General features: G+C 52.2%; 20 protein-coding genes and 1 pseudogene. 6 read left to right on the top strand and 15 right to left on the bottom strand.

What is annotated here, in order from left to right:
• Window positions 1-862: 862 nt before the first annotated feature.
• From ACZ5DH_RS11575 to ACZ5DH_RS11565, 3 genes are all read right to left on the bottom strand, one after another.
• On the bottom strand, window positions 863-1,390 hold the full coding sequence (locus tag ACZ5DH_RS11575; RefSeq protein WP_464254422.1) for a pyridoxal-phosphate dependent enzyme: 528 nt from the start codon (window positions 1,388-1,390) through the stop codon (window positions 863-865).
• 392 nt (window positions 1,391-1,782) lie between these two features.
• The gene (gene ahbA / locus ACZ5DH_RS11570) at window positions 1,783-2,232 is read right to left on the bottom strand and encodes a siroheme decarboxylase subunit alpha (protein WP_464256548.1); all 450 of its coding nucleotides are present in this window, start codon (window positions 2,230-2,232) and stop codon (window positions 1,783-1,785) included.
• A 71-nt stretch (window positions 2,233-2,303) separates the two neighbouring features.
• Window positions 2,304-2,948 (bottom strand): phosphatidylserine decarboxylase family protein, encoded by a 645-nt coding sequence (locus ACZ5DH_RS11565; RefSeq protein WP_464254421.1) that lies wholly within the window; start codon window positions 2,946-2,948, stop codon window positions 2,304-2,306.
• 125 nt (window positions 2,949-3,073) lie between these two features.
• On the opposite strand from ACZ5DH_RS11565, the gene ACZ5DH_RS11560 reads away from it, so the two are divergent.
• Window positions 3,074-3,469 (top strand): MerR family transcriptional regulator, encoded by a 396-nt coding sequence (locus ACZ5DH_RS11560; protein WP_464254420.1) that lies wholly within the window; start codon window positions 3,074-3,076, stop codon window positions 3,467-3,469.
• 533 nt (window positions 3,470-4,002) lie between these two features.
• Window positions 4,003-5,004, top strand: a complete 1,002-nt coding sequence (locus tag ACZ5DH_RS11555; protein ID WP_464256547.1) for a threonine ammonia-lyase — start codon at window positions 4,003-4,005, stop codon at window positions 5,002-5,004.
• A gap of 465 nt (window positions 5,005-5,469) precedes the next feature.
• On the opposite strand, the gene ACZ5DH_RS11550 is transcribed toward ACZ5DH_RS11555, so the two are convergent.
• The 3 genes from ACZ5DH_RS11550 to ACZ5DH_RS11540 are packed head-to-tail and all read right to left on the bottom strand — an operon-like array spanning window position 5,470 to window position 8,948.
• Window positions 5,470-6,111 (bottom strand): TetR/AcrR family transcriptional regulator, encoded by a 642-nt coding sequence (locus ACZ5DH_RS11550; RefSeq protein ID WP_464254419.1) that lies wholly within the window; start codon window positions 6,109-6,111, stop codon window positions 5,470-5,472.
• A 2-nt stretch (window positions 6,112-6,113) separates the two neighbouring features.
• Window positions 6,114-7,706 carry a DHA2 family efflux MFS transporter permease subunit gene (locus tag ACZ5DH_RS11545; protein WP_464254418.1) on the bottom strand — a complete coding sequence of 531 codons (1,593 nt, stop codon included), beginning with the start codon at window positions 7,704-7,706 and terminating at the stop codon, window positions 6,114-6,116.
• A gap of 3 nt (window positions 7,707-7,709) precedes the next feature.
• Window positions 7,710-8,948, bottom strand: a complete 1,239-nt coding sequence (locus ACZ5DH_RS11540; RefSeq protein ID WP_464254417.1) for an EmrA/EmrK family multidrug efflux transporter periplasmic adaptor subunit — start codon at window positions 8,946-8,948, stop codon at window positions 7,710-7,712.
• A 68-nt stretch (window positions 8,949-9,016) separates the two neighbouring features.
• Here ACZ5DH_RS11540 and ACZ5DH_RS11535 point away from each other — a divergent pair, with 68 nt between their 5' ends.
• The 4 genes from ACZ5DH_RS11535 (at window position 9,017) to ACZ5DH_RS11520 (ending at window position 12,036) form a co-directional block, all read left to right on the top strand.
• On the top strand, window positions 9,017-9,184 hold the full coding sequence (locus ACZ5DH_RS11535) for a hypothetical protein (protein WP_464254416.1): 168 nt from the start codon (window positions 9,017-9,019) through the stop codon (window positions 9,182-9,184).
• A 385-nt stretch (window positions 9,185-9,569) separates the two neighbouring features.
• Window positions 9,570-10,085, top strand: coding sequence for a gamma-glutamylcyclotransferase family protein (locus tag ACZ5DH_RS11530; protein ID WP_464254415.1), 516 nt, complete (start codon window positions 9,570-9,572; stop codon window positions 10,083-10,085).
• A gap of 61 nt (window positions 10,086-10,146) precedes the next feature.
• Window positions 10,147-10,887: a hypothetical protein gene (locus ACZ5DH_RS11525; RefSeq protein WP_464254414.1), complete on the top strand. Its 741-nt coding sequence runs from the start codon at window positions 10,147-10,149 to the stop codon at window positions 10,885-10,887.
• A gap of 138 nt (window positions 10,888-11,025) precedes the next feature.
• Window positions 11,026-12,036 (top strand): threonine ammonia-lyase, encoded by a 1,011-nt coding sequence (locus ACZ5DH_RS11520; protein WP_464254413.1) that lies wholly within the window; start codon window positions 11,026-11,028, stop codon window positions 12,034-12,036.
• A gap of 372 nt (window positions 12,037-12,408) precedes the next feature.
• Here the strand turns inward: ACZ5DH_RS11520 and ACZ5DH_RS11515 are convergent, their stop codons facing one another.
• The 9 genes and pseudogenes from ACZ5DH_RS11515 to ACZ5DH_RS11475 form a co-directional block, all read right to left on the bottom strand.
• Window positions 12,409-13,023: a hypothetical protein gene (locus ACZ5DH_RS11515; protein ID WP_464254412.1), complete on the bottom strand. Its 615-nt coding sequence runs from the start codon at window positions 13,021-13,023 to the stop codon at window positions 12,409-12,411.
• A complete protein-coding gene (locus ACZ5DH_RS11510) occupies window positions 13,010-14,014 on the bottom strand; it encodes an ABC transporter ATP-binding protein (protein WP_464254411.1) in 1,005 nt (334 codons plus the stop codon). The genes ACZ5DH_RS11515 and ACZ5DH_RS11510 overlap by 14 nt, the downstream gene beginning before the upstream one ends.
• Window positions 14,004-15,014 carry an ABC transporter ATP-binding protein gene (locus tag ACZ5DH_RS11505; RefSeq protein ID WP_464254410.1) on the bottom strand — a complete coding sequence of 337 codons (1,011 nt, stop codon included), beginning with the start codon at window positions 15,012-15,014 and terminating at the stop codon, window positions 14,004-14,006. The genes ACZ5DH_RS11510 and ACZ5DH_RS11505 overlap by 11 nt, the downstream gene beginning before the upstream one ends.
• A 162-nt stretch (window positions 15,015-15,176) precedes the next feature.
• Window positions 15,177-15,839 carry an ABC transporter permease gene (locus ACZ5DH_RS11500; RefSeq protein ID WP_464256546.1) on the bottom strand — a complete coding sequence of 221 codons (663 nt, stop codon included), beginning with the start codon at window positions 15,837-15,839 and terminating at the stop codon, window positions 15,177-15,179.
• 42 nt (window positions 15,840-15,881) lie between these two features.
• Window positions 15,882-16,034, bottom strand: a pseudogene (locus tag ACZ5DH_RS11495) (hypothetical protein); the annotation flags it as partial.
• A 66-nt stretch (window positions 16,035-16,100) separates the two neighbouring features.
• Window positions 16,101-17,030 (bottom strand): ABC transporter permease, encoded by a 930-nt coding sequence (locus tag ACZ5DH_RS11490; protein ID WP_464254409.1) that lies wholly within the window; start codon window positions 17,028-17,030, stop codon window positions 16,101-16,103.
• A 68-nt stretch (window positions 17,031-17,098) separates the two neighbouring features.
• Entirely contained in the window at window positions 17,099-18,643 is a 1,545-nt protein-coding gene (locus tag ACZ5DH_RS11485) for an ABC transporter substrate-binding protein (protein WP_464254408.1), read from the bottom strand.
• A 48-nt stretch (window positions 18,644-18,691) separates the two neighbouring features.
• Window positions 18,692-20,299: an FAD-dependent oxidoreductase gene (locus ACZ5DH_RS11480; RefSeq protein WP_464254407.1), complete on the bottom strand. Its 1,608-nt coding sequence runs from the start codon at window positions 20,297-20,299 to the stop codon at window positions 18,692-18,694.
• The gene (locus ACZ5DH_RS11475) at window positions 20,299-21,957 is read right to left on the bottom strand and encodes an FAD-binding protein (protein ID WP_464254406.1); all 1,659 of its coding nucleotides are present in this window, start codon (window positions 21,955-21,957) and stop codon (window positions 20,299-20,301) included. The genes ACZ5DH_RS11480 and ACZ5DH_RS11475 overlap by 1 nt, the downstream gene beginning before the upstream one ends.
• Window positions 21,958-22,207: the final 250 nt, after the last annotated feature.

Raw genomic sequence — 22,207 nt, 5'->3', positions numbered from 1 at the left:
CCTGCGGCGAGAGGCGGCAATGCCGGGGAATGTGGGGTGGGCTTTTGTTTTGTATAACCTGGCCCGTCTGATGCTGTTGGCAGACGGTATCCCCAAGGGGCCAGGATGGTGGATGAGGCACGGCTTTCTGTCCCAGCACTGGCAACAGACGACGAGGCGGAGCTAGGGGGTGCGGAAGAAAGAAATCGAAAGATGTTGTGCGCGTTACTGGAGCAGGGATTTCCCGCTCCTGATGCTATGTGTACAGCGCCCGATTTGTCAGCAAGATCGGCAACAGCTTGAGAATGTAGGATTTTGTCCCGGTGCAGGCGTACATTTGGGATCACTGTGGCGTCCGCATCCTGTCGGGAATGCCCTTTTGCCTTTGCTCCCTTTTCCAGAAAGGGGGCCAAAGTGCGGCAGCTTTCAAGTTGAGCCTTTTCATCGACGTCCATACTGTATCGGGCCCGGGCCGGATGGTATGCACAACCGAGCCTGGCCGGGCCAGTGCCTACGAGCGAAATAGGGCGCCCATTTGCAGAAGCGGGCGTCTGTATCCGGCGGCCAAGGCGTGCCGCACAGCCCTGTATGGCTCTGATTTGCAGAGTTTCGTCACACTGCCAACACAGACCGTCGCAGTCTTCTTCCTGCACGGTGCCGACCGGGGCCACGGTGCCGTCAGCGGGGATACGGCCCAGCTCTTTCATACTCCGCGCACCGTATGCCATGGAGGCCATGCCGCTGTTCTGATCTGATGCGCCACGGCTCCCGGCGATTTCGGGGCCTTTGCAGCCCTGGATTATACAGGAGGGAATTTCTCCATAGCCTTCCCCGGCGGCGTCCTGCACCATCACATGGCCGGTTTTTTGGGCAAGCCCCCAGCTCATGCGTACTGCCTCATCATAATTGAGGTCACGGTGTATTGCGTTTTTTCAGCAAGAATATTGTTCCGGCGAATTTCTATTGGCCCTTTGGGCATGAAGCCGATGCGCTTGAAACCAGGTTCACGGGCTGTCCAGGCGGGACCGCGTCCGTAGTTGCCGTCACTGGTGGCAATAACGGTGGTGTCGCCGGTTTTTGTCTTTGCCGCAGAGGCTTCAAGGCTGTTATGTGTAAGGCTTTGTGGTGGCAGGTGAATTTTGTGTGCAAGGCAGCCCCCGGTAGGGTGGGGGCCGCCAAGCACTTTGAAGGCGTTTAGCCCGAATCGTTTGGATTCGTTCTTGACGCATACGTTTTTCAGTCCACGCTCGGCTGAAAGCCCTGGCAGTCGGTTCAGAGGCGTGGGTTTGTATTCTTTGAACGTGGCGTGGAAGAGTCGTATGGTTTCAGCAACCGCAGGGGACAGTGTTGAAAGGTCGGCACCTGTGCGGGGAGTTTTTGGGTAAGAGTTCAGGCGCGTCCTGATAGACATGTTGACCTCGGGGTAACAATTCCAGAAAAATACGGCTAAAACCTTTCATCCCACTGTACGCAAAAAAAAGGCCAAATTGAGTATGTGAAAAAAATGCCAATAATGCAGGTATAGTGCGGAGGTTTGGAGAGATGGGGATAAAAAAATTTGCTTCGCAAAATGAGAAAATTCTTATTTCGAGAAGCATTTCTGAAAGTAAAATTCTTAAATTGAGAAAGACTGAAGTTTGCGATAGCGACCTTACCCCACTGCATATACCATTTGTAAATTAGTGATTCCCGATGGGTTGCAGGTTATACTCTTTGCACGAAATTCTTCCGGTGTTAGCCAGCCCAATGAGTTGTGCGCAGCAACTTGGCGATATGGAATAATGCAATAAAACTTGTGGCTACCTATTCAAGTTGAAAATCTACTTTGACTTTATACAGCTGGGTTGCTGGAAGATTCAAAACAGCGATGCCAGTTTTTTCGCTAATGCCGTCAATAACAGCGCATAGCGTCTCCCATGAAGGCGCTATGCAGGTAAACCAAACGTTATATTCGTGGCTGCGTAAATAATTATGGGTGACGCCAGGATGAGCGTTGACCTCAGCCACGAAAGCATCAAGTTTATCGGGCGGAACTTTTGCCGCACAAAGCGTACTTTTGAAGCCGAGTTTGGCGGAATTGAAATTTGCTCCAACTCTGCGAATGGTTTTTTTTTCCTTCATTTTTTGGACACGGGCAAAGGCCTCTTCTTCCGATATTCCTACAGTTCTCCCAATAGCGGCGTATGGGCGTGATTCCAATGGAAATGAACTCTGGATAATATTCAGGATGCGGCGATCAGCGGCATCGAGCATGCCATCCGTATGTGGTTCAATGGAACCGCCATCCAGTTCCAATCCCGGTACAACTGTGGTTTTGCCTGATGTCATGTGTATTCTCTTCGTGCGATAATAGTTTGTCCGGCAAACACTTTTTCTCCGACAGCAACGGAAGGTCGAAAGTTTTCCGGCAGATACAAGTCAACCCTGGAGCCGAACTTGATCATGCCAACACGTTCACCGCGCTTTAATTCATCAGTTTCATCCACGCGGCACACGATGCGTTGCGCTACCAGTCCAGCAATCTGCACCATGACAAAATTGCCTTCCGGGGCATTAATGGAATAGGCGCACCGTTCATTATATTCAGACGCTTTATCCAGGGAGGCATTGAAAAACTTCCCTGGATAGAAGGAAATGGCGGAGATTTTTCCGGCAACCGGCATTCTGTTCACATGCACGTTGAAAAGGTTCATGAAAACACTGATGCATGTGCGCGATTGACCGGAAAAAGGATCACGCTCTTGGCGAATTTTGACGATTTTTCCATCAGCGGGACTGACCGCAATGCCTTGTTCGTTTGGAACCACTCTTTCGGGATCGCGGAAAAAGTGAGCTGCAACCCATGTGACGAGAAGCAAAAGAACCACCAAAGGCCAGTAGCCAACAAACGCAAAAAGCATGGCGGAAAAAGCGCATAAGCATATGAAGGGCAATCCTTCAAGCGCGAGGCCGGGAGAAGGTTTTCTCATAAGATTTCACCGATAAATAAGTTGGTGCCGCACTACGCAAAGTAGCGCCTAGTTTTTTGAGAGTGTAAAGCTTATAGTAGCTTCAAGGTCAAGCTGATCCAGAAAAATTTTTATGGCGGGTTAAAATGAAAATAGGCGAACTGGCAAAACTTTCAGGTATTCAAAGTGCTACGATACGGTTTTATGAAAAAAAAGGCCTACTGGATGCGCCCAATCGCTCCGGTTCAAACTACAGACTGTACGGAAAGCAGGATTTTGAGAAACTGCGCTTCATCAAGCACTGCCGCCAGCATGGTATGGGCCTGTCCGACATCCGTCTGCTTCTGGTTTATAAGGATAATCCGCAGTCAGGATGTGCCTTAGCCAACTCTATTGTTAAAAAACATATTGCCAATGTGCGAGAGCAGATTGAGTCTTTGACTCGTTTAGAGGGAGTGCTGGAAGAATTGCTCGACTGCGGCAGAAAAAAACCTGGACGTGGGATACTGGAAAGTTTGAATAACGGGGGCCAACTACTCTGATCCTCCCCCCTAAAAGTATGTCACTGAAAAGTTAGTGTTCCTGACATAGGAGCACAAGAATGAAACGTAGCAGATTCACCGAAGAGCAGATTATTGGGATACGGCTGACGCCCGACAGTAAGTCTGGCCCGTGACATTGCGGGGTGGAGTTGCTCCTGTTAAACTGGATGCTTGGCTTATGCGGAACGGATAAACGCCCGCGGCGATAAGGGCCTGGGGCGCGTACTGCTGAGGCAGTGACAGCGCGAGTCACGTCGAGCGAGATAAAACAATTGAGGGTGGAAGCCGAATTGTCGGTTCCGCGTTTGCGGGAAGAAGCGATCTTACTTCCTGTGCCGCTTGGGTGCGTCGAGGGCCAAACTGATTGGCGCTGTGGCGGCTCAATTTTTTGAAAAAGATCAGAATGGTATCTGTCAGGGGAGTGCTCGAACAGTTGGGGCAAGCTCATTTGCCCAACGGCTGGAAGGCCGCTGTTTGATGAGCTGGAAGTCCGGTGTTGAGCGCACCTCTTTTCACTATGTGGAATTTTTGTGATGAGAAAGGAAAGGGAAGGTACGATGAGGACGCAGGTTTCTTTGAACGCAGTATTTGCCGCAGAAAAAATAGTTTATTCGGCTCTCAAGCCCACACAACTGATGCCATACCAGAACCTTTCCCAGATAATTGGTTGCCAGGCGTATGTTAAGCATGAAAACCAGCAACCGGGAGGGAGCTTCAAAATCAGGGGCGGCATCAACCTCATGCACCACCTGAAACGGGAAAACGTGAAAGGGGTTATTACGTTTTCAACAGGAAATCACGGAATTTCCATTGCTTCATCAGCGCAGCGATACTCCATAGACGCCACAATCGTTGTTCCCCAAAACAGCAATCGGGTTAAAATACAAGCCATGCGTGAAGCCGGCGCCAAAGTGCTGGAAGAGGGAAAAACCTTTGAAGAAGCGGCGGCGTTTGGTCTCGAGCATCAAAAAAAGCATGGCCTGCGTTTTGTCCATGCCGCAAACGAGCCTCATTTAATAAATGGCGTGGGTACGGAATTTACTGAAATTTTACGCGAATTGCCGGATATCGACGCCATTGTTCTGCCATTGGGCGGCGGAAGCGAGGTCGCTGCCGCTGTGACTGTTTTTAAGCAGATCAACCCGGCGATAGAGATATACGCCGTTCAGGCGGCTTCGTCCCAGGCCGCGTACCTTTCCTGGAAACAGGGCGAAGTGTGCAAATCAGACAATGGAACATTTGCAGGCGGATTTGCGACAGGTGAAGGCTTTACGTTGCCGTTCAGCATTTACAAAGACCATCTGTCTGATTTTGTGCTTTTGAGTGAAGACGAAATTTTGCAGGGTATTCAGATGGCAATGTATTACACAAGAAATATGGCTGAAGGGGCGGGGGCATCCACTATTATGGCCGCAATAAAGCTCAGGGACCGGCTCCAGGGAAAAAAAGTCGTTCTGCAAATGAGTGGGGCGAATGAAACCATTGACGTGATCAGAAAGTCGCTGTCCACGCCGCTCAGTGAGGTTTACGCTTAACGTTACGCTTAATTTCAGCTTTCCATAATGGTTGTCCCATTCAAGACACTATGGGCTTGTATTTGAATTTACCTGCTAATTTAGATAAATAGCGTAAGTGTTAGTCAGTTTTTCTGCTTTGTGGCGTTGTGATCTTGTGGCCGATGGCGGCGCTGACGATTTGGGAGGAGCGGCGGCGGTGGCGGGACATTTCCAGGGTAACTGATACTCAGTGACATGCGTTCACACGTTTTGTTGTCGCATAATTTTCTGTGCATTTGCTGCTATATGAAAAAATGCAAAAGCGAACTGAACATTATGCGATAGGTGCGAGGCATGAAAACTATTTTTCAATTCTCAGCGCAAAGAGGTATTATCAAATAAGATATACGGATTTATCTTCATTGTTTTCAATGTAAACTACTGCGCTGTTCATGTGCTTGCTCTTGATGCCGAACGTGAAGGACTGACGGTAGATGCTTTCATCTATATAGCATGAGGCGACACCTGGAAGGAATATCCTGCCGCCGTCAGCAGGGCATCCAGGTTGGCGCGATACGCGCCGGCAACGTCCTGGGGCACCAGATCGCCCATAAGCCCTTGCCAGATGATGCCCTGAATGAGCGGCGCCATGATCAGTTGCGGATGTTCGCATACAGGGCCGCGAAGTCCCACCTCACGCATATGGCGCTGCAACGTGGCAAGTGTGCTGATAATCTGTTCATGGTAGGGCCGCACCAGCGATGGATTGTGCAGCCCTTCGGCATGGATGAGGCGAATGATCTGCATGCTGCGGGAGATGCCGTTATTCTCCAGAAAGGGCTGGGCCATGCGCAAGAGGCGCTCGTGCAGGGGAAGTTCCGTGCGGGCCAGCGTATCCCTTACGCTCTGGTGCAGGGCAAGAAGGTCTTCAAGCACCAGAGTGTTAAAGATATCCTTTTTGTCGGCGAAATGAATATATATGGTTCCCTTGGCGACTTTGGCGGCGCGGGCTATGTCTTCCACCCGGGCTGCGGCGAAGCCGTGCGCCGAAAAAACCTCCAGGGCCGCATCCAGAATGGCCCGACGGCGGGCTTCGTTTTTTTTCTCGCGTTTCGTGGGCTCAGGCCGCACGGGTGTTTCCGACATGTCTATCTCCTGCGTTGCGGCGCGGGCGCGAGCCACACCAGTCCGGCCATGAGGAAGTACGCCCAGCCTCCGGCCCAGAACAGTTCGTTGAATCCTACAAGAAAGCCCTGGCGCGTCACTTCCTGATTGATCCATGCCGTGGCCTGCATAGCGCTCATGCCCATACCTTGCAAACCCTGCATGGCCTGGGAAAAAGCGAAGCTGGCGTCGGTCATGCCTTCGGCAAAGCGTACATGGTGCAGGGCCTCCAGACGTTCCCACTGGGTCATGACCAGCGAAGAACCTATGGAACCGCCCAGGGTGCGCAGGCAGGAGGAAAGACTCGTGGCGCTGGCCACATGGCTGCTCGGTATGCCGTTGAGGCTGAGGCTGGTCAGGGGCATGAAAAAAAGAGCGACGGCCAGGCCTTGCACAAATTGTGGCCACATGACGAAGGATACGTCCATATTGGGGGAAAAATAGCTGCGCCAAAAAAAGCACAGCCCGAAGACCACAAAACTGATGCTGGCCAGCACGCGCATGTCCAGCTTGGCGGCATTTTTCCCTAAAATCGGCGAGATAAAAAGAGAAAATATGCCAATAGGAGCCAGGGTGAAACCTGCCCACATGGAGGTGTAGCCCATGCGCGTCTGGAGCATCATGGGCATGAGCACTACCGATGCGAAATACAGCATGAACCCCAAAAATATGCAAATAGTACCCACAGTGAAGCTGCGGTGGCGAAAAAGTGAAAGATCCACCACAGGTTCTTTTTCCGTTAACTCCCATGCTACGAAAAATACCAGAGCGATGGCCGCAACAATGCCTAATCCGAGGATTAAAGGGGAGGCGAACCAGTCATGGTCCTTGCCTTCATCCAGCATCAATTGAAGGGAACCCACGCCCAGCACCAGCAGTATCAGACCAATCTTGTCCACGGGTGCGCGCATCACAGGGGTTTCGCGTCCATCCAGAACTAAACGCAGGGCCAGCAGGCAGAAAATGCCCAGGGGCACATTGACAAAGAAAATCCAGTTCCATGAAAAGTCATCGCAAATATAGCCGCCGAGAATAGGCCCCATAATGGGACCGACCACGATAGTCATGGACCACATGGCCAGGGCGAGGCCGCGTTTTTCCGACGGGTAGCATGCCAGCAGCAGGCTCTGGGACAGGGGAATCAGCGGCCCGGCGGCCGCCCCCTGAAGAATGCGCGCGGCGATAAGCATGGTCAGCGAATGGGAAAGCCCGCAGAGCAGCGACGCCAGCACAAAGAAAAAGGTGGCTATGTTGAAAACGCGCACCTCGCCGAAGCGCCGCGCCAGCCAGCCGGTAAGGGGAATGGCGATGGCGTTGGCGACTCCATAAAAGGTGATGACCAGTGTGCCCTGAGAGGCGGCCACCCCCAGATTGCCCGCTATGGTGGGCAGAGCCACGTTGGCGATGGTGGTGTCCAGAACGGTCATGGCCGTGACCAGGGCAATGCTCACCGTGGCCAGTACGCGCATGCCTCCGGCCAGAGGCTCTACCGGCCTGGAGGCCGCAGGCGGGGCGGGGCTTGCCGCATCCTTTCCGTTGGGGGCAGCTTGCGAAGGGTGACGCACCGGGGAATCCATGAGTTAGCGCTCCATCGGCCTGTTGTCTGGCGGCCTGCTGTCGTGCGGGCTGTTTTCGGCAATGACGCTGCGGATGCGTTCTTCAATGGGCGCCATGTCCGGCTCCGTGCCGCGCGCGGTCAGCGCTTGGGGGAGGGGGCGCTGCCGGGCGATGTCGGTGAGCAGCGGGCCTGAAGCGTCATCAATGTTCACCGTCACCACGGAAGACAGGCCGATGAGCAGCGAATGCCGTTCCGCTTCCCCGCCTTCCAGTTCAATGCGCACCGGCACCCGCTGGACGACCTTGATCCAGTTGCCTGTGGCGTTCTGGGGCGGAATCAGCGAAAACGCGCTGCCTGTGCCGGCGGAAAACCCCGCCACCCGTCCCTGATAGGTCACCCCCGAGCCGTGCATGTCCACGGTAATGGAGGCAGGCTGGCCCACGCGCATGTGCCGCAGCTGCACTTCCTTAAAATTGGCCTCCACCCACAGGCTGTTAAGAGGAATAACGGCCATGAGCGGCGTTCCCGCCGCCACCACCTGGCCGGACTGCACGCTGCGCTGGGCCACCTGCCCGTCCACGGGGCTGCGTATGACTGTGCGTTCCAGCGCCAGCCAGCATTCACGCACCCTGGCGGCAGCCTGGCGCACAGCGGGCTGGTCCTGTACGGGACCGTCCAGCAACTGGGCATCCAGGGCCTGCCAGCGCTGGCGGGCCGCGTCAAGTTGCGCGGCGGCGTTTTTGACCTGCGCGTGGTAGTCCTGCACTTCTTCCAGGCGCACGGCCTTTTCGCGTCCCAAAATTTCGCGGCGGCGAAGGTTGGTCGTGCCCTGGGCCAGGGTCACTTCCGCAACCTTGATCAACGCCAGACTTTCGCGCCGTTGGGCCTGAAGGCGGGCGATCTCCCGCACCACTGAGGCGAGGTCCACCAGCGCGCGATCCAGGGCCAGGCGCGCGTCGTCATCGTCCAGGCGCACCAGGGGCTGCCCGGCGCGCACGCTGTCCGTATCGTCAGCCAGCACCGCCACCACACGTCCTGAAATCTGGGGAGTGATGCGCACCACATTGCCGGAAACATAGGCATCGTTGGTGGTTTCCTCAAAGCGCCACACAAAAAACCAGCATGCTGCCCATGCCAGCAGGCCCACCGTTATAAGCAATCCCAGCGCAAGCATTATCCGTGTACGCCTGGGCGAAGATTGCCCCTCCTTTGTGGGGAGCTCCTGAGCCTGGGGGGAAGGGATGGATGTGGATTCAGACATGGTAAACCCCTCAATAAAACTGACTGGTCAGTTTTATTGAGGGCGGCCTCAAAAAGCAAGAGAAAATTTTGACGGAAGCCCGCGTTCTGCGGATCATTGTTCAGGCGTTATACGGAAAAATGCTGCTGTATACTGCTGATCTTGCGAAAAAAACTGCCGTACTTTCAGTGTTGGACAAGATAATGAGGCCATTTTCTATGGTGCGCGATGACGAGGAGTATGTCTGCAAATGGTGAAGCGCCAGGCGCGCAACGGCCATGCTTGGCATTTGAACTACGGTTACCTTGAAAATAGGTATCCATACTTTTGCATTAATGACAGGACAGGGGTGTGACTGAGTGCAGATAGGGCATGAAATGTTTGTAATTGAATGAAAAAATTGTCTAATAAAAATAGTCAATCCGACAGCCAGGCACATATACGTCCTTAAACCTGTATCGAGATTTCAAATCTCTCCCTCTCAGCCATAGAGCAAATGGAAACGGGATTCCTGAACAGGTAAATCGCCGTTTTTGCGTTTGAAAAGATGCATATTTACAATTAATGAAGAGATCATTAACTTCTCTTCTTATACAAGAAATAATTACGCGGTGCAGTAAAGTAACTTCCGGAGAATGACTTATGAAATATTTTGCCTATGGTTCTAACATGTCGGAACCAAGATTGCAGAAACGAGTGCCCGGCGCGGTCCTGATGGGGCTTTTTACTCTCAAGGAGCATTCTATCAAGTTTCATAAAGTGAGTAAGAAGGACGGGTCGGGGAAATGCGATTGCCAGTTTACTGGAAATTGTAAGGACTATGTTTTCGGTGCGTTATTTGAAATTCCAGAAGATGACGAAGCCAAGTTGGATAGTTTTGAAGGCTATGGGCATGGCTATGACAAGAAGACTGTTACAGTGAGCAATTGTAAAGATGAATCTTTCAAGGCTATTATGTATTTTGCAACTCAAACAAATCCGTCTCTGCAGCCTTATTCCTGGTACATGTACCATGTTATTCATGGAGCAACGGAAATAGGGGCTCCGGATGATTATTTCGAATTTCTTAGGTCAGTAGAATGCATTGACGATCCGGACAGGAAAAGAGATGAAAGGGAACGTGCGCTATATGTCAGTGATACCGCAAGGCCTTATTGAAAATTTATGATGATTTTTATCCTGATAAAACAATCTTGGATTAGGTAAGAACAAATTTTATATGAAAAAAAACAAAAAAATAGCGCTGATCCCGCTCGTTCCAATCCTTGTCCTTTTGATCGCACTATCAGGGTGTGGCGTCAGATCCATTTCTGATTCTGGCTACCGTGCGGAGCACAGGGGAAATGCCGGGGCCGGCAATCCTTTTTATAGTGGAGAGCTAAGCGAGTTCGCAGTGTTGGGCATTGACGCGGGCGTTGCGGCTTCGCAAGAGGAAATCAATCGTTCCCTGGCCGGGAAGCAGAAGCTTATTTTGCCCAAAGGTTCCTCACTGATGCTTGTCCAATCCGGCGCGCTGATGCCGGATGAGGAGATGCTCAGAGCCTTGGAGCAATATTATGACGTCGCAGCGTTTTCCGGGGTTCCCACAGGGCGCGATGGCGGCAACTACGCCACAGCCTTGCGATTGGCGGCGGCAAAAGGCGGCTGCGATACCATTATGGTTTATTGGGGAACGTTGGAAACAGCGCAAAAAAGCAAGGGGACAAAAGCCTTGTCGTGGATGCCCTTCGTCGGCGGCATGATTCCCGATGAAGAACAGGAAATGCGCATCCGTTTGAAGGTCGCGCTTCTTGATGTAAAAACTGGCCAGTGGGAGGCCTTTTCCCCCCGGCCATTTCAGGATACGGCGGTCAGCGCCCGGTATTCACGCGAGTTCGCGGATCAGGGGCAGGTCGCTGGCCTTAAGGCCAGCGCATATGCCGACGCTGTTGATACTATGGTTAAAAAATACGCCCAATAGTTTTTGCAGGCCAAAATCTGTCCGCATCATTTTGCCCGCCGGGCATTTCCAGGCGATGCCGATTTTTGCCCGATGGATCGAAATGCAGTGATATGCTGTGTGGAAAGTTCGTTGTGCGTATGGTTTTTATTTTGAGAAATGTTTGTATCGCGGAAGGAAAGAGAAGGTAACATGAGGACGCAGGTTTCTTTGAGCGCAGTATTTGCCGCAGAAAAAATAGTGTCTTCAGTTCTCAAACCCACACAACTGACAGTCTGCCCAAGCCTTTCGGAGTTGATTGGCGGTCAGGTATATATCAAACATGAAAACCACCATCCGGGGGGAAGCTTCAAAATCAGAGGCGGCATTAACCTCATGCACCATTTGAAACAGGAAAAGGTAAAGGGGGTTATTACGTTTTCAACAGGAAATCACGGTATTTCCATTGCTTCATCCGCGCAGCGATTCTCCATAGACGCCACTGTCGTTGTTCCTCAAAACAGCAACAGGGTAAAAATACAATCCATGCGTGAAACTGGCGCCACAGTGCTGGAAGAGGGAAAAACCTTTGAGGAAGCGGCGGCCTTTGGCATGGAGTATCAAAAAAAGCATGGCCTGCGCTTTGTTCACGCCGCTAACGAGCCACATTTAATAAATGGCGTGGGCACCGAATTCACTGAAATTTTGCGAGAATTGCCGGATATCGACGCCATTGTTCTGCCCTTGGGCGGCGGCAGCGAGGTTGCTGCCGCTGTTACTGTTTTCAAGCGGATCAACCCGGCCATAGAGATATATGCCGTTCAGGCGGCTTCGTCCCAGGCCGCGTACCTTTCCTGGAAGCAGGGAGAGTTGCGTTCATCAGACAACAGGACGTTTGCGGGCGGATTTGCCACAGGTGAAGGTTTTGCGTTGCCATTCAGCATTTATAAAGATCAGTTGGCGGATTTTGTTCTTTTGGGTGAAGACGAGATATTGCAGGGCATTCAGCTGGCACTGTATCACACAAGAAACATGGCTGAAGGGGCGGGCGCATCCACTATCATGGCCGCCATAAAACTCAGGGACCGGCTCCAGGGAAAAAAAGTCGTCCTGCAAATGAGCGGCGCCAATGAAACGCTTGAGGTGATCAGAAAGTCGCTGTCGATGCCGGCAGGTGAAGTTTGTGCGTAGCTTTCAGCTTTCCATAGCGTTGTTAAAAGGGCGTTTACCAGAGCATGTTAACTTTGAAAAAGTGTAAGTGCTCTAACGCTGCACGAAAGTGCAGCGCGCCACAACGTGGCGTGGATTCTGCCGAGCTTCAGCCGTAGCTTCCTGCGTCACAACGGCTAAAGCAACGGCTGCCGCAAAGGCAGCATTGGTTATCCGTAAGCGGTAAAGACCCGCTAACGGCTACCGCAAATCGCATTTTTCGGCTGAATGAAAATTTTGAACTGTGAAGCATTTCAAAGTTAATCTGCTCTCGTTACGCCACTGCGCTCCATTATTCAAAACGCGTGATTGCTGGAACAATTTGATGATGTCCAGAACATGCCCGTGGAATTGCTATTTGTTTTTAGCGGGCAAATGTTTGGATATGTACTTTACCGCGAGCTTGTGAGTGGCGTTGTCCGGTGTATACAAACGTAAAACATGCCAAATGCCGCGCTTTATATGGATGACCCTCATGGTTCGCACGTCTTGAAAGCAGTCCGCCTGGGCCCAGGAGATGCTTTTTCCCTTCGTTCTTGCTGCCCGGACAGATCCTGCAACCGGGCAGGGTCGCATATGTAAAAACAAGGAAGATGGTCGATCGTCCGATCCGCGGCTGCCTTCATGATAGATGCCTTTATCGCTCAGCTCATAAACGGCAAAATACCTGTTCTTAAAAAAAAACAATGATAGCAAGATGTAGGCTGCTATACACCCCCCAAAGGTCAAGCTGGCAAAATGCAGGCTGACTCTGATGTCGTCAGTTCTGATGGCGCCTTCTGTGAACCATACCCCGCTGACCAGTATGGCGAAAACCAGAGATCCCCCCAGCAGAGCAAACCAAAATACATCCACGAGCAAAAAAGGATTTGTAACAAGGGGCACGGTTACGGACCAGCGCAGACTTTGTGCGCGCGTCTGTATCTCGCGTACGGGAAGAACATCCGCCAGAACTTTAGGGGGTGGCACGGCCTTGTCCTCCGTCTGTTTTGACCGGGCCGGAATAAAAACAGGCAGTGAAGTGCCCTGGGCTCCGTTCCGTCAAAGCAGGTTCGGTTCTTTGACATGCGTCTCTCCGTGAAGGGCAGCGTCCATAAAAACGGCACCCTTCCGGGGGATTCACCGGGCTGGGGACGTCGCCTTCCAGCAGTATCCGTTGGCGCCGTATATCCAAACGGGGAATGGGGATGGCGGAAAGCAGGGCTTGCGTATAGGGGTGTTGCGGGTGTTCAAAAATTTCTAAATGATCAGCCAATTCAACGACTTTCCCGAGATACATCACTGCAATGCGGTCGGAGACGTGACGTACTACACTAAGGTCATGGGTGATAAACAGGTAGGTGTATTTGAAAGATTCCTTAAGGTCTTGAAGTAAATTGATGATTTGTGCTTGAATGCAGACATCGAGGGCAGAGACGGGCTCATCCAGCACTATGAATTCAGGGTTCAAGGCCAAAGCACGCGCGACACCGATGCGTTGGCGTCTGCCGCCATCCAGTTCATGTGGAAAAGAGGTGGCCAGGCGTTTGGCTAATCCCACGGTATCCATTAATTTGTATACATGCCCCATCATTTCCTGTTCCCGTGCGTATACCTTGTGCAGACGCAAAGGCTCGGCAATAAGTTGCTCTACGGAAAATCGAGGATTTAAAGAGGAGTATGGATCTTGAAAGACCATCTGCGCCTTACGTCGAAAAGCGCGCAGCCCGGTTTTGGTCAGGTTACAGATATTGTCGCCCTTAAAGAGCACTTCTCCCTCTGTGGTCTCCAGCAGACGAATGCATACTCTGCCCAGGGTGGACTTGCCGCAGCCGGATTCGCCCACCAGACCAAGTGTTTCTCCTTTGGCTATGGTGAGGTTTACGCCATCAACCGCGTGCAATAATCCATGGGCCGTGGGGAAGTATTTTTTAAGGCGTATTGTTTCGAGCAGTGGCGGCGAGAATTCTTTATTGTTCATGGCAGGCCTCCTTGTGGGACGCTGGCTTGCTACAGGAGGGGTGAAAGCATGCCACAAAATGCCCTGGATCTATTTCTTTGATCTGGGGGGAAGATTCTGTGCACCTGGGGCTTGCCTTATGGCAGCGCGGAGCGAAACAACACCCCGGAGGGAGATTCACCGGATCTGGAGGGAGGCCTGGGATAGTATTGAGCCTGGATACTGTTGTTGTCAGATCTGGAATGGAATTGAAAAGGCCTTGGGTATAAGGATGCATGGGTGAATTGTAGATAGAAGCTGCTGTTCCTTTTTCCACTATGCGCCCGGCATACATAATTGCAACGCTATCGCAAAGTTCTGCAACCACTCCAAGGTCATGGCTGATCAATATCGTGCCTGTATTGAAGTGATGTTTCAATTCCTGCATGAGTTCAAGCACCTGAGCCTGTATGGTTACGTCCAGCGCAGTGGTGGGTTCGTCTGCGATAAGAAGTTGCGGACTGCAGGCGAGCGCTATTGCTATCATTACGCGCTGCTTCATGCCCCCGCTGAACTGATAGGGGAATTCAGATCCACGTTCTGCCTGTATGCCCACAAGGGTGAGCATTTCACCAGCTTTTTCGTGAACTTTTTCGCGCGGGATAGAACTGTGCAGTGAAATCATTTCTTCAATTTGTTCCTGTACGGAGAGTACTGGATTCAGAGATGTCATGGGATCCTGAAAAATCATGGCGATTTTTCCACCTCTGATATGCCGTTTTTCTTCTTCAGAAAGCGTGAGCAGGTTCAGCCCGTCAAACAAAATTTCTCCTCTGCAGATTTCCCCTGGAGGCGAAGCGATAAGCTGCATCACCGACAGAGCTGTCGTCGTTTTTCCCGCTCCGGTCTCTCCAACAAGCCCTAAAAATTCCCCTGGTCTTAAACTCAGATTGAGGCCCTCAACAGCACAAACCACACCGCTGTCAGTATGATAGCGGACTGCTAGATCGCGAATGTCTAAAATGAATTCTGTATCCGGCATGGCCCTCTCCTTGATCCTGGAATAAAGCAGTCCTAGATGCTCATCCGGTATGCTCGCCAGGGATATAATTCAGATTTGTAGTTATTCATCGTGGATGCGTACTGGCAGACAGTTTTTGGGGGCGCGTTTCCATCGTTAAACCGTGATTGCTCACTTGTACGATTATCGCTTCAGCTTCGGGTCCATGGCGTCTCTGAGCCCGTCACCCAAAAAATTCAGGGCCATGATCGTTATCATGATGGCCAGACCAGGGAAAATAGTCATATATGAATAGCCCCTGATAAAGCCACGCGCGCTTGCGAGCATGCCACCCCATTCAGGAAATGGCGGTTGAATGCCCAGTCCCAGAAACGAAAGGGCCGCGGCCGCCAGGATTGCCTGAGCCACGCGCAGCGTTGCCTGGACGATAATGGGAGCGCTGCAGTTGGGGAGTATGTGCCGGGTGATTATCCAAAAATCGGAAGCTCCCATGGAGTGGGCGGCTTCAATATATTCCTGCCCCGTGATTGAAAGAACCGCTCCGCGTACAACACGCGCGAATGTGGGCAGCGCGGCGATGCCCACGGCTATGGTAAGGTTGAGCAAGCCTGGCCCCAGGGCTGCGGCCACGGCAACGGCCAGTAGAATTTGCGGGATAGACAGCAATACGTCCATGAAGCGCATGATGGTATTGTCCAGCCTGCCGCCGAAATACCCGGCGACGGCTCCAAGGCTGCCTCCAATAAGCATGGCCAGAAGAACGGCGAAGATCCCTACCTGCAGTGATATCTGAGCGCCGTAAATGATGCGCGAAAAGATGTCTCTGCCAAAGTCATCAGTGCCCATGATGTGCTCCCAGCTGGGGAATTCGAAGGCCTCTGACAAGTTTTGTTCGGCATAATTGTATGGAGCGATAAGGGGGGCAAATACAGCCACGAAGACGAGCAATATCAGGACGACGAGACCAATAATGGCCAGACGGTTTCTTCGCAGGCGTAGTAACGTGAGATATAAATTGCTGTTCTTGTGTATTATGGCCATCTCTGTCTCCAAAAAATGTGTTGGTGACGAACCGGATCCCCTGATGTCCGGGTTCTGCGTGGAGAATCATCGTAAATGAGAACGTAACCTGGGGTCGACCCAGGCATATAAAAGATCCACCACCAGGTTCAGTACAACATATGTCAAAGCGATATACATGACCGCTCCCTGAACAATGGGAAAATCGCGCGACTTGATGGCTTCGACCGCCAGCCTTCCAACTCCGGGGATGGAAAAAACCGATTCGGCCAGGATGGAGCCGCCGAGCAGGTGCCCATATTGAATGCCCACGATAGTGATAATGGGAATCAGGGCATTGCGCAGAGCATGGCGCAGTATCACCGTAAGTTCTTTCTGCCCTTTGGCGCGTGCCGTGCGCACATAGTCGGACCGTATGACTTCAAGCATGCTTGAGCGCGTCATGCGCGTGATGATGGACATGGACATTGCTGATAACGTGATCCAGGGCAGTATCCGCTGGCTGAGGTCGTTGAACCCCGATGATGGCAGCCAATGCAGCCGGACGGAAAAAAACAGGATCAGGAGTATCCCCAGGTAGAATATGGGCGTTGAGATGCCGAGCATGGCTATGACCATGGTCAGGTTGTCAAATATGGAATACTGCTTGATGGCGCAGATGATGCCAAAGCCAATGCCCAATACGGTGGCAATAACAATCGCCCCGGATGCGAGATGGATGGTTACGGGAAAGGCAGTGTTGAGTTCCTGCACCACTGGGCGGCGAGTTACATAAGATGTGCCGATGTCCTGATGCACTACGGCGTTATATATGAAGTATGCGTAGCGCACCAGGTAGGGTTTATCCAGATTATGCTCTCTCTTGAATTGGGCAATGCTCTCCGGTGGGGCATCTTCGCCCAATGCCATGATAGCTGGGTCGCCTGGCGTCAGGTAGAGAAGGGTGAAAAGAAGAAAGGTAACGGCAAGCATAACAGGAATGACCGCCAGAATACGCTTGAAAATATATGCAAGCATAATATGCCCCCTGTAGTGGCGAGAGCCGCCCGGCCAGACAAGCCGGGCGGCCCGTTCACCTGTATTTACTACTCAAAATACGCTGAGCCGTAATACGTAATCGCGCTGGGAGTAAAGTTCACACCGCGCAACTTCGCGGTTGTTGCAAAGGTTCTGTTAGGTTCAGCCACACTGATCCAGGGAAGCGTCGCGTTGATGTAATCCCAAAGTTCCTCGTATACTGCCTGGCGCTCGGGCCCATCGTTGAGGGCAGCGCCTTTGTCGAGCAATTTGTCCATATGCGGGTCATTGAGGAAAGACCGGTTGGTTTGCCCAATGGATACGGAGTGGAATGCAGGAGTCAGGAAAAAGAAGGGATCAAGCGCGGGACCGCCACCCCAGTGGTACCATACGAACGGAGCGTGCCCCGGCTGACGGATGGCGTCAAGGTAGGTTCCCCATTCGAACACGCGCAGTTCCATATCCATGCCAATCGCACGGAGATTTTCCTGTATGACGGTCATGGGCGCAAGGTACTCCGGCCTGTCGGGAGCGATCAACTGCCCTTTAAATCCGTTGGGGTATCCTGCTTTTGCCAGAAGTTCCTTGGCCTTGGCGATGTCAACCTTTGGAACAGGGGTCTTGTCATGCTTGTTGTACTTGATTTGTGCAGAAACAGGGCCTGTGGAAACATCGCCATATCCTCTGAAGATTGCTTTGGCGATCCCCTTTCGGTCGATGGCGATATTCATGGCCTGCCGCACCTCAAGCTTGTCATAAGGAGCCTTGGTTACGTCTGGACTCAGGATTACCACAACCTGGCCTGGGCGCAGCACCATGGTGAGGTCTGGATTGCTCTCGATGCGCGGCACATCTATGTAAGGAATTTCATTTGCTACATCTACAGCCCCGCTCTCAAGTTCGATGGTGCGGCTGGTGCCTTCAACCACTGCACGGATAATCAGATTTTTGATTTTTGCTTTTGTGCCGTGGTAATCTTCAAAGCGTTCCATGACGACACGGTCGCCTTTGTTCCAGGACACGAATTTGTAGCGGCCGGTGCCCACGGGGCTTTGTCCGTATGTTCTGCCGGCGCTTTCCACTGCCTTCTGGCTGAGGATGGAAGACCAGGGGTGATTCATTGACTCTAGAAAACAGGTGCCCATGGGCTGCTTTGTGGGAATAACTATAGTGTAGTCGTCAATGATTTTCATATTGGCGGCGTCAATAAAACTGCTGAATGCATGCACGGAGCCGGCAAGAGGGCTTGTTGCCCTGGTGAAGGTGAAAAGCACATCGGAAGCTTTCAATTCTTCACCATTGTGGAATTTGACGCCCTTTTTCAGATGGAAAGTATAGCCCCTGTTGCCTTCCAACGGTTCCCATTTTTCAGCTAATACGGGGACAATGTTGCCTTTTTCATCGAGAGTGACCAAGGATTCATATATCTGTCGCATGGTGTTATTGGAGGTAGAATCCTGAGTCATATGTGGATCAAGGGTCTTGGGGTCTGCTGGATAAGCGACGGTAAGAGTATCTCCCTTGGCCAGGATCTGGGTGGGGCCCATGATCGCCCAAAAGAGCGCTCCAGCTAAACAGATAGGAAGTAATCGCATCAGTTTGTTCAACAGCATGGAATTCCCCCATATTGGTTGCAGTTACGTACTGATTCGCATGTGTCCTCACCGCAGCAGGTAAGGGATGTCCACCCAAAGTGCCTTTTCCGGGCAGTCCACCTCGCAGGGCAGGCAAAACCAGCAAGTTCTGTGTTTGCCGTAAGGGCCCCCGCAGGAATGGCAGCGTGCCGCTTCTTTGCGGGCATCTTCCTCACTGAGCGGCAGATCAAGAGGACGAGAGTCTCCAGGCCCCTCCCATGCGCGACGAGACATCTCTATCCTGTCCATTTTCGAGCCGCAGGTATGGTCAACGGAAAATTCCGTAATTACGGGGCCGGGGTAGCCCCTTTCAAAGCGCAGATGCTCCCCAAGTACATGACGGGACGCTGAAATGGCAGCCTCGCGACCGGAAGCCATGGCCTTTATGACCGATCCGCCTGCCTTCACGTCGCCTGCAACAAAGACGTTCGTCTGTCCGCATTGCAGGGTAAGAGGGTCGGCGTCAAACACATCCTGGATGGTGATGTCGCTAGCTGCCAGTACTGAAGCGTCTCTTTCTTGGCCGATGGCCACGATAACAAATGAGGCGTGAATCTGTGCATAGACGTCGTCATAAACAGGGGCGAAGCGTCCGTCCGCGTCAAAAACGGATGTGCAGTGTTTCGTGACAACACCGGCAACCTGGCCGTTTTGGCCAATGAGTTCTATAATGGCGCAAGAATGTTTGGCATGTACCCCCTCAGCATATGCCTGAGCCAATTCTTCCTTTGAGGCGGGCAAATCATTTTCACTTTCCAGCGTAAGTATGCTGACCTGCTCTGCGCCTTGGCGCAGGGCCACCAAGGCTGTGTCTATGGCTGTGTTGCCGCCGCCCGCAACAAGCACATGCCCCGAAAGTTGCGGTCCCTTGCCCGCGCGGACTGCCTGCAGAAAGGGTAACGCCGACAGTACGCCGCCAAGCTCTTCACCCGGGACGCCAAGCGTTTTGGCGCGATGAAGCCCAGTTGCAAGAATTACGGCATCATGCTGCGCCATAATTTCCTTCAGGGATATGTCCCTGCCTATCTGGCAGCGCATGTGTAGATTGATGCCCAGTTTTGTCAGGATGGAAAGCTCGTCCCGCACAGTTTGCGCGGAAAGGCGAAATGCGGGAATGCCACCCTGCAACAAGCCTCCCGGTTCTGCGGCGGCGTCAAACAGGGTGACGGCATGCCCTTTCAGCGCAAGGTCATATGCGGCCGTGATGCCGGCTGGTCCAGCGCCGATCACGGCAATGTGCTTATGAGTGGAAGGGCCTTTGCACGGAATGGTAAACTGCTGCCCCTCGGGAGAATCAAACAGATAGCGCTTAAGAGCGAGTATGTTTACGGGGCCGTCGCCAGCCTTGCCTTTTTCGCAAAATTTTTCACAAGGATGGTCGCAAATGCGGCATACAATCTGGGGAAAGGGCAGCTTTTCGCGTACCATGTCACGGGCTTCCTGATCTTTGCCGCGCAGGATAAGTTGCACATATCCCTGCACATTCACGCCAAGCGGGCAGGCCTGGCGGCAGGGGGAAAGCTTGAGGCGTATATTGTCCAGGATGCATCGATCGGCACATTTACCACAGAAAACACAGGCATTTTTGTCAATCTTGATGTTGTCTTCCAGTGATTCAAGATAGCTAGGGCTCATTATTCCAGCCCTCCCTTCATTTTGAGGATTCCCTTGTGTTCAACGTTAACTGCGCCAGGAGCCTCCCCCTTTGTCAACACCACGTGTTTCAGCCAGTTTACATTGTCCGTTTCAGGGAAGTCGGTACGGTAATGCCAGGGGAACCAGCGTGTTTCCTTGCGTTCTTTGGAAGCTACCGCGCTGAGGTGTGCACAGTTGATGATGTTTTCCACTTCCAGGGCTTTGAACAGGTCATGCACGCTCTCGACACGAACCATGGTGCCAAGCTCCTCACGGAAGCGCTCCACCCACCAGAGCATCCTGTCCAGCTTGTAGTCGTTTTTTGGTGGTTTGAGATAGTCGCCGATGATACGGCGCACTTTGTATTCGAATTCTTCAATAGAAATGGGGTTGCTTGATTGGGCGCGGCGTTCGTCAAGCTTCCGCAGCACGCTTTCCACCTGTTCCTGGTCAACCGGCTGTAAATCCGTATGCCGGGCCCGGTCAGTGGCGCTTTCCGCGCAGATCTCTCCGTATACAAATGCGCCGGAAAGATGCCCCCGCGCGCATAAGGATGTGTCTCCGGCGGCGTACAGCCCAGGAATATTTGTTTCGCCATGCTCATTGATGCGCACGCCCGTCAGGCCGTGCCCGCCACAAAGAAAAACCTCTGTAGGCCACAGCTCGATTTCACCCGTGCGGAAATCATTTCCCCTCCCGGCATGAAATCGTTCACAAGCCGGGCGCTCTGTGGTGAAAAGAATTTCTTCTATTTCGCGTATTTTTTCTTCAGGAAGATGCTTGAGCTGGATGCGCAAAGGGCCTTTGTTGTCAAGATGTTCCATAAACATGCTTTTAATGGATGGATGCTCTTTGTCACGGCGCTCGTTAAAGGCGTTCAGCAGGTGCGCGCCCCTGGTCAGCGTGATATATAAAAGTGGGGCATTAATATCCTTGGTGATATAGTAGACAAGGGTGTATTCGAAGCCGGACAGTTCTGCTCCCGCGTTGAAAGCCAGCATGTAGCCGTCCCCGGTATTGCCGGGAAAATCATAGACTCCGTATAGATGCCCATTGTCAGGCAGGCCGAATCTTGCCGTGCCGCCTGAACTCAGGATGGTGGCCTTGGCTCGGATAACGGAAGGCTCGCCTGTGCGGACATTTAGCGCAATGGCCCCACTTACTTCGCCATTTTGCATGAGCAGGCGCAGGGCCATGGTGCGGTTCATGACCTTTGCCCCGAGACTTGCAGCGCGTTCAGCCAGAATACGCTTAAGTTCGGGCTCCTTCATGGTGACGCAAAAACGGCCCTTGGGGTGTACTTTCAAGACTTCATAATCGCCATCAAATTTTGGAAAGCACACACCCCAATCGATCAGGCGCTGCATGGTTTCATAGCTCCGTTCAGCCATGCGATAGTTGACCGGTTCGTCCATGATGCCTTCACAGGATATGCCGTTGCCTTCCAGGTATTCTTCCGGCGTGCTTATGCCCGGCATGGCAACGATGTTCATTGCGTCCATGCCCCTGGCGATGCACCCGGAGTATTTAATATCTCCTTTTTCCAGCACCAGCACACGTTGATCAGGATTTTGATCCTTTGCCCTGATGGCTGCCATAGCTCCGGCACTGCCGCCACCAATTATGAGGACATCGGTGTCAATGACGGGATAATTCATTCTCACAATCTCCTTGTTTGGCTCAAGTCTACGGATCCGCTGAGTTATCAGCCGCTAGCGCAAAGAACCATGCTCTCTCGTTGACGCCTCTCCTCTCTAAGTATTTTATATTTTACTGATTTTATTGTGCTTATTGAAATACAAGCACGGTATCCCCTGTGAGTGTGTGTCGTTTGAGTTAGCCGTTGAATTGGTATATACATATATATGTATCATCGTCAATATCAATTTCACATGGAAGAGGACTAAA

Source organism: Desulfovibrio simplex (assembly GCF_055387835.1).
Note: the sequence above shows the minus strand (reverse complement) of the source record. Positions and strands in the feature narration are given on the sequence as shown.

Excerpts from the sequence above, each read along its gene's own strand:
- ACZ5DH_RS11525 (WP_464254414.1), top strand. The coding sequence starts at position 10,147 with ATGAAAAAAAACAAAAAAATAGCGCTGATCCCGCTCGTTCCAATCCTT.
- ACZ5DH_RS11510 (WP_464254411.1), bottom strand. The coding sequence starts at position 14,014 with ATGAACAATAAAGAATTCTCGCCGCCACTGCTCGAAACAATACGCCTT.
- ahbA (WP_464256548.1), bottom strand. The coding sequence starts at position 2,232 with ATGCTCGATGCCGCTGATCGCCGCATCCTGAATATTATCCAGAGTTCA.
- ACZ5DH_RS11485 (WP_464254408.1), bottom strand. The coding sequence starts at position 18,643 with ATGCTGTTGAACAAACTGATGCGATTACTTCCTATCTGTTTAGCTGGA.
- ACZ5DH_RS11550 (WP_464254419.1), bottom strand. The coding sequence starts at position 6,111 with ATGTCGGAAACACCCGTGCGGCCTGAGCCCACGAAACGCGAGAAAAAA.
- ACZ5DH_RS11575 (WP_464254422.1), bottom strand. The coding sequence starts at position 1,390 with ATGTCTATCAGGACGCGCCTGAACTCTTACCCAAAAACTCCCCGCACA.
- ACZ5DH_RS11490 (WP_464254409.1), bottom strand. The coding sequence starts at position 17,030 with ATGCTTGCATATATTTTCAAGCGTATTCTGGCGGTCATTCCTGTTATG.
- ACZ5DH_RS11475 (WP_464254406.1), bottom strand. The coding sequence starts at position 21,957 with ATGAATTATCCCGTCATTGACACCGATGTCCTCATAATTGGTGGCGGC.
- ACZ5DH_RS11520 (WP_464254413.1), top strand. The coding sequence starts at position 11,026 with ATGTTTGTATCGCGGAAGGAAAGAGAAGGTAACATGAGGACGCAGGTT.
- ACZ5DH_RS11555 (WP_464256547.1), top strand. The coding sequence starts at position 4,003 with ATGAGAAAGGAAAGGGAAGGTACGATGAGGACGCAGGTTTCTTTGAAC.
- ACZ5DH_RS11560 (WP_464254420.1), top strand. The coding sequence starts at position 3,074 with ATGAAAATAGGCGAACTGGCAAAACTTTCAGGTATTCAAAGTGCTACG.
- ACZ5DH_RS11480 (WP_464254407.1), bottom strand. The coding sequence starts at position 20,299 with ATGAGCCCTAGCTATCTTGAATCACTGGAAGACAACATCAAGATTGAC.
- ACZ5DH_RS11500 (WP_464256546.1), bottom strand. The coding sequence starts at position 15,839 with ATGGGCACTGATGACTTTGGCAGAGACATCTTTTCGCGCATCATTTAC.
- ACZ5DH_RS11505 (WP_464254410.1), bottom strand. The coding sequence starts at position 15,014 with ATGCCGGATACAGAATTCATTTTAGACATTCGCGATCTAGCAGTCCGC.
- ACZ5DH_RS11565 (WP_464254421.1), bottom strand. The coding sequence starts at position 2,948 with ATGAGAAAACCTTCTCCCGGCCTCGCGCTTGAAGGATTGCCCTTCATA.
- ACZ5DH_RS11530 (WP_464254415.1), top strand. The coding sequence starts at position 9,570 with ATGAAATATTTTGCCTATGGTTCTAACATGTCGGAACCAAGATTGCAG.
- ACZ5DH_RS11540 (WP_464254417.1), bottom strand. The coding sequence starts at position 8,948 with ATGTCTGAATCCACATCCATCCCTTCCCCCCAGGCTCAGGAGCTCCCC.
- ACZ5DH_RS11545 (WP_464254418.1), bottom strand. The coding sequence starts at position 7,706 with ATGGATTCCCCGGTGCGTCACCCTTCGCAAGCTGCCCCCAACGGAAAG.